The organism is Nostoc sp. 2RC (assembly GCF_014222165.1).
Classification (GTDB): domain Bacteria; phylum Cyanobacteriota; class Cyanobacteriia; order Cyanobacteriales; family Nostocaceae; genus Nostoc; species Nostoc linckia.
Map to the genome: position 1 here is coordinate 1 of NZ_JACKZU010000055.1, position 12,743 is coordinate 12,743.

The 12,743-nt window shown below is 41.4% G+C and carries 12 protein-coding genes; 7 read left to right on the plus strand and 5 right to left on the minus strand.

All coding sequences use genetic code 11. From position 1 onward, the window contains the following. Positions 1-34: 34 nt before the first annotated feature. The 3 genes from GNE10_RS09070 to GNE10_RS09080 form a co-directional block, all read right to left on the minus strand. Positions 35-526 (minus strand): GNAT family N-acetyltransferase, encoded by a 492-nt coding sequence (locus GNE10_RS09070; RefSeq protein WP_185564734.1) that lies wholly within the window; start codon positions 524-526, stop codon positions 35-37. 385 nt (positions 527-911) lie between these two features. After that, the gene (locus GNE10_RS09075) at positions 912-4,076 is read right to left on the minus strand and encodes a GAF domain-containing protein (protein ID WP_185564737.1); all 3,165 of its coding nucleotides are present in this window, start codon (positions 4,074-4,076) and stop codon (positions 912-914) included. A 266-nt stretch (positions 4,077-4,342) separates the two neighbouring features. Then, complete coding sequence (locus GNE10_RS09080) at positions 4,343-5,065, minus strand: diacylglycerol/polyprenol kinase family protein (protein ID WP_260446845.1); 723 nt, start codon at positions 5,063-5,065, stop codon at positions 4,343-4,345. A 61-nt stretch (positions 5,066-5,126) separates the two neighbouring features. On the opposite strand from GNE10_RS09080, the gene yidD reads away from it, so the two are divergent. The 7 genes from yidD (at position 5,127) to GNE10_RS09115 (ending at position 10,850) form a co-directional block, all read left to right on the plus strand. Next, positions 5,127-5,351: a membrane protein insertion efficiency factor YidD gene (gene yidD, locus GNE10_RS09085; protein WP_099073518.1), complete on the plus strand. Its 225-nt coding sequence runs from the start codon at positions 5,127-5,129 to the stop codon at positions 5,349-5,351. 185 nt (positions 5,352-5,536) lie between these two features. After that, entirely contained in the window at positions 5,537-5,761 is a 225-nt protein-coding gene (locus tag GNE10_RS09090) for a hypothetical protein (RefSeq protein ID WP_099072682.1), read from the plus strand. A 45-nt stretch (positions 5,762-5,806) separates the two neighbouring features. After that, entirely contained in the window at positions 5,807-6,898 is a 1,092-nt protein-coding gene (gene ychF / locus GNE10_RS09095) for a redox-regulated ATPase YchF (RefSeq protein WP_099072681.1), read from the plus strand. Positions 6,899-7,294: 396 nt separating this feature from the next. After that, positions 7,295-8,317 (plus strand): GTP-binding protein, encoded by a 1,023-nt coding sequence (locus tag GNE10_RS09100; protein WP_185564739.1) that lies wholly within the window; start codon positions 7,295-7,297, stop codon positions 8,315-8,317. A 142-nt stretch (positions 8,318-8,459) separates the two neighbouring features. Further along, entirely contained in the window at positions 8,460-9,257 is a 798-nt protein-coding gene (locus tag GNE10_RS09105; protein WP_185564743.1) for a GTP-binding protein, read from the plus strand. Next, positions 9,254-10,063: a metallophosphoesterase gene (locus GNE10_RS09110; protein WP_185564745.1), complete on the plus strand. Its 810-nt coding sequence runs from the start codon at positions 9,254-9,256 to the stop codon at positions 10,061-10,063. Before GNE10_RS09105 ends, GNE10_RS09110 begins: the two co-directional genes overlap by 4 nt. A gap of 52 nt (positions 10,064-10,115) precedes the next feature. Then, on the plus strand, positions 10,116-10,850 hold the full coding sequence (locus GNE10_RS09115; protein ID WP_185564777.1) for a metallophosphatase: 735 nt from the start codon (positions 10,116-10,118) through the stop codon (positions 10,848-10,850). Between the two features lie 161 nt (positions 10,851-11,011). Here the strand turns inward: GNE10_RS09115 and GNE10_RS09120 are convergent, their stop codons facing one another. Further along, entirely contained in the window at positions 11,012-11,944 is a 933-nt protein-coding gene (locus GNE10_RS09120; RefSeq protein ID WP_185564748.1) for a tetratricopeptide repeat protein, read from the minus strand. 108 nt (positions 11,945-12,052) lie between these two features. Then, positions 12,053-12,739 (minus strand): TetR/AcrR family transcriptional regulator, encoded by a 687-nt coding sequence (locus GNE10_RS09125; RefSeq protein ID WP_185564750.1) that lies wholly within the window; start codon positions 12,737-12,739, stop codon positions 12,053-12,055. Positions 12,740-12,743 lie beyond the last annotated feature (4 nt).

A 12,743-nucleotide genomic window follows, 5' to 3' on the forward strand; every position in this document is an offset into this window, starting at 1 on the left:
CCCCATCTCCCCCATCTCCCCCATCTCCCCATCACTAAGAACCATTGACTAATGACTTAACATAAACACGATCGCACCGTTTTGTTTCTATTCCTGTTGCTGGTTTGTAGCCGTTGCTTTCATATAGCTTGACTGCTTCTACTAAAACGCTGGCAGTTTCAATCCAGATTTGTTCAAAACCACGTTCTGCGATCGCTGCTTCTAGCTGTTGTAACAAATATTTCCCCAATCCTAAACCCCTAATGCTGGGCAAAAGATACATTTTACGTATTTCTACAGCTTTTTGCCCGCGTTTGATGGGGTAGTATGCCCCAGTTCCTACTACCTGGCTTTGGTGTTCAATTACCCAAAACTCTCCCCCGGTGTCTAAATAAAATTCCTCTACTTGCAACACATCTCGGTCAGCGCCGTTTGGTTCCCAACCCAAACCGTATTCTGATAATACATAATTGATTACTTGGGCGGCTCTGGTGCGATCGCTTTGCACCCAATCTCGAATTAAAAAGTCTTGATAATATTTTTTCATACCATTTGCTGGTAAAGTTTACACAGAAAAATTTTCTGGTTCTATATCCCAATTTACTCAGCAATTAGCTTTTCTGACAGATTTTAGTTCTGAGGCTTGAAATTATCTCACTTTTCTATACTTAGAACTGCTTTTGTAGCATAGAGCAATAGGATTTACGCACTCAAGCTAGAGACATTACAAGTCTGGAAAACTAACACCAGCATAGAAAGCCAGTGCGTTGCTCTAGTTAAGAGAGTCGAAGCAAGAAGAAGCAATAGGCAATAGGCAACAGGGTTATAAAAGAGTAAAGTGTACGGAATTTTGTTCAAAAATTAAATAGGATTCCTATATATGAATCGAAACAGTTGACAGTTAACTGTTAACTGTCAACAACTAATTATTTTCAAGCTTTTTTCTGGTAAATTGGCAGTTCCACCACAAATTCTGTGCCCTTTAAAGGTTCAGATTGGCAGTAGATTTTGCCTTTGTGTTTATCTGTGACAATTTGGTAGCTGATGGAAAGCCCTAGTCCGGTGCCTTTGCCAACAACTTTGGTGGTAAAAAATGGATCGAACAAACGAGAGAGTATTTTTTCATCCATACCAAGTCCGTTGTCAGCAATACGAATGGCAATCCAGTCTTTATTGAGCAGTGAGGTAGAAATTCGGATTTCGCTGGGGTTTGCTGCTAATACTTCGGAACTTCCTTGGGCATTTCGTTCTTCTAAAGCATCAATGGCATTAGATAGCAAATTCATAAATACTTGATTCAATTGACCCGGATAGCATTCGATTGGAGGTAAAGTATCATAGTCTTTAATCACACGAATGGTGGGGCCATCAATTGAGGATTTCAAGCGGTTTTGCAAAATCATCAACGTGCTATCAATGCCTTCGTGGATGTTTGCTGATTTGAAATCAGCTTCATCTAAACGGGAGAAGTTCCGCAACGAACTGACAATTTCACGAATGCGTTCAGTCCCGACCTTCATGGACTGGAATAATTTAGGTAAATCGTCGAATAAAAATTCAATTTCCGCTTTCTTTAAAAACTCTTGGATTTCTTGTCTGGCGTTGGGATAATTTTCTTGATAAAGCTGGACACAACGCAGCAAATCTTGGGTATATTGGTGGGCGTGTTCTAAGTTACCGTGGATAAAATTAACTGGGTTATTAATTTCGTGGGCTACACCCGCCACCAGTTGTCCCAAGCTGGCCATTTTTTCAGTGTGGATAATTTGCAGTTGAGCAGTACGTAACTCATTTAGTGCTTGGGCGAGTTGATTGGCTTCTTCACGGGTTTGACCGAGCAAACTGGATTGTTGGAACAAATTGGCTTGACGCAATGCTACACTCACTTGAGCTGCGACTTGGGTGACAAATTCTAATTCAGCATCTTCCCAATCGCGTGCATGTGTGCATTGGTGAATGCATAACAATCCCCACAGTTCATCGCCTTCCATGAGTGGGACAATAATCTGTGCTTTGACTTGGAATCGCTCAATAACATCAAGATGAGGCACTTTCGAGCCAACGCTGTTGACATCAGAAATTACTTGCACTTGTCCTTGGCGATATTGCGGTGCATACTGGTCGCCAAAGCAATAGTCTTGCACTTTTACAGCTAAGGCAGAATCAAACTTGGCTAGCACATCTTCAGCGATAAATTCACCCCTGCAAAAACCCATATCAGGGTCAAAGCGAAAAATGCCGACTCGATCTGCTTTGAGCGATCGCCGCACTTCCTGTACTGTAGTTTTAAAGATGGTCTCTAAATCCAAAGATTCCCGAATTTTAACCACTAAATCGAATAAAATTCGCCGCTGTTCGGCTGATTTGTGGAGTTCATCAGCGCGGGTTTGGATTTGGGTCACCATCTCGGAACTTTGCATCGCTACTCCGAGTTGGCTGGCTACCTGTGCTAAAAATTCTACCTCTACACCATCCCACTGACGCGGTGCAGAATGTTGATAAGCAGCCAACAATCCCCAAAGATTCCGCCCCACAAAAATTGGAGTCAAGGCATAGGCACGAATTTTGAATTGCTCCAAAATATCAAGGTGACAGCGTGAGTGTCCGGCTTGGTAGATATCGTTGACAGCAAAATTTTCGTTATTGCGATAACGTCCGCCTTTGGTTTCTTGGAGGTAAGTATCTTCCCAAACGAGATTTTTGCCAAATAAATTGATGCTGTCCCACTGTGCCTCTACCATGCCGAAATGACCGACGAATTCGCCACTCCAGTCTTCATTAAAGCGATAAACGCCGACTCGCTCAACTCGTAGTAGTTTACACACTTCCTGACAAGTAGTCTTGAGAATTAAATCAATATCTAAAGAGGAGCGAATTTTACCGACGACCTCCGTGAGTGCGCGTTGGCGAGCAATGGAATTTTCTAAAGCTGTGGCCTGTTGTTTCGACTGGCTTAAATTTTCCGCTTGCTGAATTGCCACTCCCAGCTGTGCCCCCACCTGTCCCAGGAATTCAACTTCATAATTTGCCCATTGACGCACCCCTGAGTGTTGATATGCTGCTATAAGTCCCCACAATTTTGGCCCGATAAAGATTGGCGCTAAGGCATACGCCCGAATTTTAAATTGCTCCAAAATATCAATGTGACACCGTGAATGGCCAGCTTGATAAATGTCGTTCACAGCAAAACTTTCGTTATTGCGATAGCGGCCACCTTGAGTGTCTTGGAGGTGGGTGTCTTGCCAAACGAGATTTTTGCCAAATGGATTGGTTCTATCCCACTGTGCCTCAACCATACCGAATTGGCTGACAAATTCACCACTCCAGTCTTCATTAAAGCGATAAACCGCTGCCCGCTCTAATTTCAGGAGTTTGCAGATTTCCTGACAGGCAGTATCGAGGATAATTTTGGTGTTCACAGAGGAGCGAATATTTCCCACCACTTCCGTCAAAGCACGTTGTCGCGCGATCGCATCTTGCAATTCTGCTGTGCGTTGTTTGCTTTGTTCTAAAATTTCTGCCTGCTGCATGGCGACGCCGAGATGGCTGGCGGCTTGAGCTAAAAATTCCACTTCCTCAGGATGCCATTGTCGGGTTGTGGTGTGTTGATAGCCTGCTAGTAAGCCCCAAAGTTTGGCACCGATGAAAATAGGCGCGATGGCGTAAGCCCGAATTTCAAACTGTTCTAATACCTCGATATGACAACGAGCGTGTCCAGCGTCGTAAATGTCAGCCACAGCAAACGGTTCATTTTTGCGATATCGTCCTCCTTGAGTTTCTTGCAAATACGAATCTTGCCACACCAAGTCTTGTCCAAAAGAATTGAGTGTATTCCAGCGTGGTTCTGCAAAGCCAAAACCATTGATAAAACTACCACTCCAGTCAGAATTAAATCGGTAGATTGCCACTCGCTCAATCTTCAATTGCCGACAAATATCTTGGCAGGAAGTTGAACACAAAGATTCTAGGTTTATGGATGCCCGAATTTTCGCGAGGATTCTCCCCAAAATTTTTTGATACTGGAGGGTCAATTGTAGCTGTTTTTGACACTCTTCCACATTTTGAACGTTTAAAGTTTTATAATCGTTGTTTGTCATAAAGGGTAGGAAATCGCGAAATACCTAAATTCAGTATTCCCAGTTTATTTTTGCGATCGCCATTTACAAGCACAACCCAGATTTGGGCACGTAACTAACAAGGCTGTTACTGCACAGCTATTTCGCCATTTTTGTAGTAACGTTGCCCCCGATCGTCCATATTTTTTTAGTAAAAATTTATTTACTTTTGCTTCAACTTCACATTACCAACACACATCCACAGATAAATTAAATTGTTTTTTGTTCCCTATTTTTACATTAAGTAACTAAAAAACCAACTGACTTAAAAAGAAGGCAAGAGCAGCACTTCCCAAAGGAACTGTTAGATTGTCAATACCCAAAAAAGAAAAAGCTTCTAAAGCAGTAGCCACCACAGCCACAAACAACGATATTAACCAAGCTTGCCAACTGTTTCCTTGAGTGCCAATTAAAATCAAATTGGTGATGAGATAGCTTACAAACATCATAGTTAAAGAACCTTCCCAACTTTTTTGGACACCAGAAACTTTGTACTTGTGTTTGCCAAAACGCTGCCCAATTAAAGCTGCTAATCCATCTCCCCAAGTCATCACTAAAATGCCTAATGCTGCATATTGCGGTTGTTGTAAATACCAGAACCAGGCAATTAAAATACCGAAACTCAGAGAGTAAAAAAATGTTCCTAAACTTTGGCGTCCAACGCTATTAATACCAGGCAGAATTGGAAATCGGTAGGATAGTAAAGTAATTACACTTGCTAAAATCGAGGCTATAATTCCAACGCTAGCGGGAATATTTAGCCACCATGCCAGTAAAATCACATTACCAGTGCCGATGTGAACTATTTTCCTGACAATTTCTGCCTCGCCATTAGCAAAGCGGTTTACCACCCATGCAATCACGAGGATGAATAAGACCCAAATTGCAGCAATGGCTACAGTAGGCTCTGGCAGCGCAATTTGCAGCCATAATATTAAAATTGAGGTGAAATCAAAAAATGTAGTTAACAAAGATGCAACAAGATGAATATTTTTACCTCTATAACTAATTTATAAGATTTAGGTAACTGCAATGAAAGTATTATTCATTTGGCTGATTCGCGGCTACCGAATGTTTATCTCGCCATTATTCCCTCCAAGTTGTCGTTTTCAACCAACTTGTTCGATGTATGCCATTCAAGCCATTGAAAGATTTGGAGTATTCCGCGGTAGCTGGATGGCAACCCTAAGGATCTTGCGCTGTCATCCATTTCATCCAGGGGGTTATGACCCAGTACCGGAGGTGGAAGAGAAGTAGTGAGGGATGGGGGGATGGGGAGACAAGGGAGATGGGAGAAAAATAACTCTCAAGTCATCAGTCATCAGTCAACAATCACCATACCCAATGGCTAATTTTTAAGGGTATAGTCTTTTGGCCAGATGTCAACAGCTGGAGTTGTCATCTAGTTTGGGAGGGTTGAATCATCTAAATTTACACTGGTGATGACTAATCTTAGTGCTATCTATATACCCGACGAACCACAAATTCCTAATCCTGAACCGAACCCGCTACCGAGTCCGGAACCTGTACCAGGGCCAACGATTCCCCAACCTGTACCGGAACCTGTACCAGAACCAGTTCCTGCTCCCATTCCTCAAACTGTCCCTGCTCCCATTCCTCAAACTGTTCCAGGAACAATTCCCCAAACCATACCGGAACCTGTTTGAATTACCTTGGTAATATAATCCAAAATCCAAAATCTAAAATCCAAAATGTTAAGAGCCGGAATTGTCGGACTTCCCAACGTCGGAAAATCTACTTTATTTAATGCTGTAGTTGCTAATGCTAAAGCGGAGGCGGCTAATTTCCCTTTTTGCACGATTGAACCGAATGTCGGCGTTGTCGCAGTACCGGATGAACGGTTAGATGTTCTCGCTAAAATTGGTAATTCGGCACAAATTGTCCCCGCACGTGTGGAGTTTGTGGATATTGCCGGTTTAGTTAAAGGTGCAAGTCAAGGTGAGGGACTAGGTAATCAATTTCTGTCCCACATTCGGGAAGTTGATGCCATCGTCCATGTGGTACGCTGTTTTGAAAATGATGATATTATCCACGTTGCTGGTTCTGTTGACCCAGTGCGAGATATTGAAATCATTAATTTAGAACTGGGTCTATCAGATTTAGCACAAATTGAACGACGAATTGACCGCACTCGCAAGCAAGCTCGTACTAGCAAAGATGCTGCTTTTGAAGTTACAGTTTTAGAAAAATTAGCTGCGGCTTTAAATGAAGGTAAATCTGTGCGTCAGGTGAGTTTGAATGAAGAAGAAGCGGAGATTATTAAAGGATTAGGACTGCTGACTAATAAACCAATTATCTACGCTGCCAATGTATCTGAAGATGATTTGGCAACGGGTAATGAGTTTGTGGAAAAAGTGCGACAAGTTGCTGCAACAGAAAATGCTCAAGTTGTCATAGTTTCTGCTCAAGTCGAAGCTGAATTGGTGGAATTACCAGAGGAAGATAAGGCTGATTTTCTGGCGTCTTTAGGTGTGGAAGAAGGCGGTTTGAAATCATTAATTCGTGCTACTTATACTCTTTTAGGGCTACGGACATATTTCACCTGTGGCCCCAAAGAAACCCGCGCTTGGACAATTCATGCAGGAATGTCTGCACCTCAAGCCGCAGGGGTAATTCACAGTGATTTTGAAAGGGGATTTATCCGTGCTGAAACCGTGGCTTACAAAGATTTGGTAGCTACTGGTTCTATGAATGCCGCCAAGGAAAAAGGATTGGTTCGTAGTGAAGGCAAAGAGTATACTGTGCAGGAAGGGGATGTAATGTTATTCCGCTTTAATGTGTAGATGTGACTGATGGGTTGCCGTTATCAATGAGATAATGGTTAACCCATAATCATATAGAAGGGAATAGCTAGTACTCTGTCACACCAACTTTGCTGGGTTTGGACTGGGAAAAGGGTAAAAGGGAAGGGGGAAAGAATCAAAACATGAGTCCATTTCCCCCTTACCCTTTAAAGAGCAGAGTTGGCTTGACGGACTACTAGATGTAAAGCGATCGCTAATCAACAATTCTCAAAATATAGTACAAACTATCCATACCATAAGCTAACTACTTGTAGTAGCTGTTGATTGTTATGGCAAGGAACAGGCTTTAAGGAAACTCTAAATTTCATTTCATCCAGATTGCACCATCAAACTTTTTTTGCGCTAATATGATAACGATTCTCATTCTTTTGAAATATGGTCAGTTCCTTAAACCCCAGTCTTGATATTTCTAAACAAGGAATGCCTGTTACGATTATCACCGGATTTTTAGGTAGTGGTAAAACAACACTACTCAATCAAATTCTCAAAAATAAACAAGATTTAAAAGTTGCCGTACTCGTGAATGAGTTTGGTGATATCAACATAGATAGCCAATTGCTAATTTCAGTAGACCAAGATATGGTCGAACTGACCAACGGGTGTATCTGCTGCACAATCAATGATAATTTAGTTGATGCAGTTTATCGAGTTTTAGAACGAGAAGACCGTATTGATTATTTAGTTATTGAAACCACTGGTGTTGCCGATCCACTGCCAATTATCTTAACTTTTTTAGGTACAGAATTAAGAGATTTGACAAACCTCGACTCCATTTTAACTGTAGTAGATGCTGAGGCGTTTAACGAAGAATACTTCCATAGTGAAGCTGCTTTAAAACAAATTACCTATGGAGATATTATTCTTCTAAATAAAACAGACCTCGTTATTCCACAAAAACTTGAGGAAATAGAAAATTTCATTAATGATGTCAAAAATTGTGCCAAAATTTTGCATACCAAATACGGTGAAGTGGCATTGCCGCTCATTTTAGGTGTGGGATTAACTCCAAAAGATGACTATACTACTGATGGTGCAGAACATCATCACGAACACGAACACCATCATCATGACCATGACCACGACCATCATCACGACCATCACTCGCATCATTTAGAGAATGATGGATTTGTTTCGATTTCTTTTGAAAGCGATCGCCCTTTTGATGTTCATAAATTCGAGAATTTTCTCACAGAAGAAATGCCACAGGAGGTATTTCGAGCCAAGGGTATTTTATGGTTTAGTGATAGTCAATTGCGTCATGTTTTTCAGTTGAGCGGTCCTCGTTACAACTTACATGCAGATGAATGGCGTACTCCACCTAAAAATCAAGTAGTTTTTATTGGCAGGCAGTTGAATAATAGTCAAATTTACACACAACTTCTTGAATGTTTGGTATGATTAACTAACTTTAAATAATGCCAAAATTGTACCAATTTCAAAAAAGAATGCCACAGATATACGCTCCGAAATCGTTTTTTTGTCGGTATTCTTAATGTCTAAATTTTGAATTGGTGTTAGTTAATAGCATTCAAATATACTTATGCCGATACCAATTGTTACTTTTGTCGCTGGTTCATCTGGGGCGGGAAAAACTACCTGGATTTGTGAGCAGATACGAAATATTACCTCTGTTGACAAACTAATTTACTTTAGCCCTGGTACTGGGACTGTTCCCATTGACCAAACTCGCATAGCTACTGAATTTCCTGGTATACAAGTTTTTTGTGATACTCAAGAAGCTGAGTTCTTCAACCAAATACCTAAAGCAGAAGCAGTTTACATTGAATTAGGATTTTACCTAGAATTGGGAGCGATGGGCCATGCCTTGCCTTTGGCGATCGCCCAAATCATAGATAATTTAACTTACCGTACTGTAGCAGTTTTACCACCTGACCTCAAAGACTCCGAATATCACCCTTGGGCGAACGAGATTGTACGCGGCGCACCAACCCAAGCCACTATTGCTGAAACTTTATGGCGGGCGGTAAGTAGCGGTCAAGTAATTGACGAAAATAGTCTGGAAGATTTTTGGTACGAAATCACCCACGGTGCTTACGGTATTGTCACCCGCGCCAAAGGCATTTTTGATGTTAACGATGGTAGGTCACTTTACTGTGATTTTGTTGCTGGTGTTCCGCAAACAGACTTTTTGGAATTAGACTTACCACGCTATTTGGAAGGTAGACCCCAGCGTTTTAGCGGAGTAGAAGTGGTAGGAAAAAACTTGGATGAAGGAGCTTTAAAGCAAACATTATCACATTGCTGTTTATCTGACGCTGCGATTGTGCAATACCAACGACAAGTAAAAGAGATTTTATTAGAAGGGGAACCAGTGTGAAAATAGCCGTCATTTCATGTATTCATGGCAATTACGAAGCTTTGAATGCTGTATTGTTAGATATAGAAGAGCAAAAAGCTGAAAAAATTTTCTGTGTTGGTGATTTAGTAGGATATGGGCCGCATCCTAATGCAGTCATTAGCCAAATTCGTGCTTTAGATATTCCTACCTGCGTCGGCTGTTGGGATGAAGACATTGTGGAAGGTTTGAACGCCTGCGATTGTAGCTATCCCTCGTTATTAGCAGAAAAAAGAGGAATACAGGCTCATGAATGGACTAATAAAGAAATTCACCCAGAAAACCGTGAATTTTTAGCTCAATTACCATACTCACTTCAAGAAGGGAATTTAGCTTTTGTTCACGGTAGTCCTCACAGCAACCATGAGTATTTATTACCTGAATTAGACGCTTTTGTAGCCCTAGAACGCGTACTTTCCACGAATGCAGATGTGCTTTTTTGTGGTCATACTCATATGCCTTACGCCCGAACTCTTGATGCTGGACAGTTACAAATTCGTGTTGGAAAAGGAGACAAAGCGGAAAAAATTAATTTTACATCTCCTCTCAAGCGAATTGTAAATGTAGGTTCAGTGGGAGAACCCCGACATGGACGGCCGAATGCGACTTATGTAATTTACGATACAGATACTAAAGAGATCAAACTCCAAGAAGTAGCTTACGATTATCAAAAAACCTGTGCAGCAATCATAGAAAAAGGTTTACCTAAAATTTTTGCTTGGCGTTTAGCGCATGGGTTGGAATATGCAGAACGAGCAGATGACCCAACTCATGTTTGCACAAGGTAATCTCTCACCTCCTCCTCTTCCTTTGCGTTCCTCTGCGTTGAAAAAAATAACTATGAATAAATGGGCAATTTTAAGTGGAATAGAAGGTAACTTGGCAGCTTATGAAGCTGTCATAGCGGATATTAAACGTCAGGGTAATAGCGTAGAAGCATTGTATATTTTAGGTGATTTGGTAGGGCCAAGACCAGAAACCGAGAAGTTAGTAGAACGGGTGTTAAACCCACGTCGAGGAGAATTAGAACCCTTAATTTGTAAGGGATGGTGGGAAGAACAGAGTTTGATTTTGCATGGTCTAGGGCCCACTGGGGATGCTCCTGAACTCATAGCAAAATATGGGGGTGATACCGTAAAACTACTGTGGGATAGTGTTTCTCAACAAACTCTACAATGGTTGCGATCGCTCGATTTTGGTTTTTTTGAATTAGATTGTTTGTTAATCCACGGTTCAACGGTGGGTGTAAACGATGAACTAACTCCAGAAACTCCCCCAATTCAAATGCTTGATAGATTGTCACGGATGCAAGCAAATAATTTGTTTTGTGGACGTTCTGGTTTAGCTTTTCAGTATCAATTACAAACTGGTTCTATTAAAACAGGACTAATTACTCTCGATCGCCAAGAGTCCCATCAAACTGATATCGTAACACCGCGTCAAGTAATTGGAGTAGGTAACGTGGGACGCACACCAGGACAAGCAACTTATACTCTTTATGAGTATGGCACAAATCAAATAGACTTCAAGACTGTGTATTACGGTAATAGTAAGGGATTTCAAAACCAACACTAGTAGTGTACTAATCCAAAAATTTTAGGTGGAGGTTGGGTAAAGGTTAAAGGGAAAAGGGGAAGGGATAAAAAACATGAGTCCCTTTCCCCTTTAAATAGCCAAGTTGGCTACTAGTTAACTCATCCCCCGGCTTTAGGCGGCGAGGATTTCGATCCTCTCTCTTAATTGATGAAAGCAATGTCTGATAACGATGAGAGTTGTTGCTGTAAATTTTTCAGTAAAAACAACGCTTTTTCATAGATTGTAGTTTCTCGTTGCTCGGTAAAGTGTAGGATGGCTTTTCGTAAATCTGTAATTGCTGCTTGTTCGCGGCCGAGTTGATGGTAAGCTATACCGCGATTGAGATAAGCCATCGCATTAGTTGGGTTGAGCTTGAGTGACTCAGTAAAATCCCTAACAGCACAAGAGTTATTGCCGCTTCCACCACAAGCACAACCCCGATTATAGTAAGCTCTGTAGTCATTTTGATTGAGTTCAATGGCTTGGGAAAAGTCGAGCATAGCTGCTTTTAAGTCTGACAACTCAAAATGAGCTAATCCCCGGTCATTGTAAACATCCGCTTTTAGGAAACTGGATGATTGGGGAATATTAGTAATTGCTAAGTTGTAATCTAATATGGCTTGTTGGTGATTACCCAACATTCCATGAGCTATGCCTCGGTTATAGTAGGCTCTGAAATCATGAGGTGTAAGTGCAATAACTTGATTATCGTCAGCGATCGCCGCTTCATAGTCCCCTTGTCTGTAGTATGCTAGTCCTCGATTAAGATGTGCTTCTACGTTGTTAGGTGTATACTTTAGAGCTTGATTGCAATCGTCGATGGCATTGTGATAATTCCCTAATTCCAGATAAGCAAGACAACGATTACTATAAGCTGAAGAAAAATCATGTTTGAGGTTAATTACCTTAGTAAAATTTTCAATAGCTTCAAAGTAACTGCCGTGCTGCATTTTTTCTACACCTAGCTTGAATAAGTCGCCTTCTATAATTCCGGTGTCAGATGTAGATAATGCATATGTCGGTGAAGCGATAAAAAAGCAGGCCAGTGCAACAAAAATACCAAAATTGAGCATGAATCGGTAAAAGCGAGTCATAATAACATCCTGAAGGAGCGACACGCACGTTATATTCTAACTGTTATAAAGGTTTGACTAAATGATGGTAGAAAAACATATGTTTAGAGGTAGGTAGAGAATAGAAATTTACAAACAATCCAAATGATGTTCTAAATAATCTGCCATCATTCGTTTCATGTCGCTAATCATATTATCAATATCTCCACCATCCTTGGTAATTTCTTTTTCCTGCTGTATCAGATAACTCATACCTTTATACAGAGCTTTCATCATCCGTGCAATTTGCCAGCTTTGGATGGGGTTGAGATCCGGAGAAATCCTTATAACTAAATCGTAGATGGTGGCCAGTATCTCGCGATCGACTTTTTGAGTCGCTTGTGCTAGGGTTCCTTCCTCTGACTGCCCAGCATTGAGATGTCTAAAGGCAGGGTATTTGCGTTCAAAGGCAATCATAGGGTCAATCACGCGATCGATTATAGTAGCAAAATCCAGACCTGACACATCCTGTTGCAGAGCAGCCACCGTATTACTACCCAATTGCTGCATATATCGCTCCCCCAAGGCAGTTAAAATTGCTTCTTTGTTAGAGAAATACTGGTACACCGAACCAACTGAAATACCAGCTCGTTCGGCTAAGGCATTGGTGTTGATAGCCTCTGGCCCTCCCTCGGCCAATAAATCTGCGGCAGTGTCGAGAATTAAATCCCGCCGTCGCAAACCACGTTCACCCGAAGGACTGCGGCGGCTTTTCTCGGAAATGGGTGAGTTCGCTGTTTTATTGCCTGGAGATTGACGATGTGAGTTTTTGCTCATATAC

What these genes read in the sequence shown, in the direction of transcription:
- GNE10_RS09125 (WP_185564750.1), bottom strand. Translation starts at nt 12,739, where the DNA reads ATGAGCAAAAACTCACATCGTCAATCTCCAGGCAATAAAACAGCGAAC.
- GNE10_RS09100 (WP_185564739.1), top strand. Translation starts at nt 7,295, where the DNA reads ATGGTCAGTTCCTTAAACCCCAGTCTTGATATTTCTAAACAAGGAATG.
- GNE10_RS09105 (WP_185564743.1), top strand. Translation starts at nt 8,460, where the DNA reads ATGCCGATACCAATTGTTACTTTTGTCGCTGGTTCATCTGGGGCGGGA.
- yidD (WP_099073518.1), top strand. Translation starts at nt 5,127, where the DNA reads ATGAAAGTATTATTCATTTGGCTGATTCGCGGCTACCGAATGTTTATC.
- GNE10_RS09090 (WP_099072682.1), top strand. Translation starts at nt 5,537, where the DNA reads ATGACTAATCTTAGTGCTATCTATATACCCGACGAACCACAAATTCCT.
- ychF (WP_099072681.1), top strand. Translation starts at nt 5,807, where the DNA reads ATGTTAAGAGCCGGAATTGTCGGACTTCCCAACGTCGGAAAATCTACT.
- GNE10_RS09070 (WP_185564734.1), bottom strand. Translation starts at nt 526, where the DNA reads ATGAAAAAATATTATCAAGACTTTTTAATTCGAGATTGGGTGCAAAGC.
- GNE10_RS09115 (WP_185564777.1), top strand. Translation starts at nt 10,116, where the DNA reads ATGAATAAATGGGCAATTTTAAGTGGAATAGAAGGTAACTTGGCAGCT.
- GNE10_RS09075 (WP_185564737.1), bottom strand. Translation starts at nt 4,076, where the DNA reads ATGACAAACAACGATTATAAAACTTTAAACGTTCAAAATGTGGAAGAG.
- GNE10_RS09120 (WP_185564748.1), bottom strand. Translation starts at nt 11,944, where the DNA reads ATGACTCGCTTTTACCGATTCATGCTCAATTTTGGTATTTTTGTTGCA.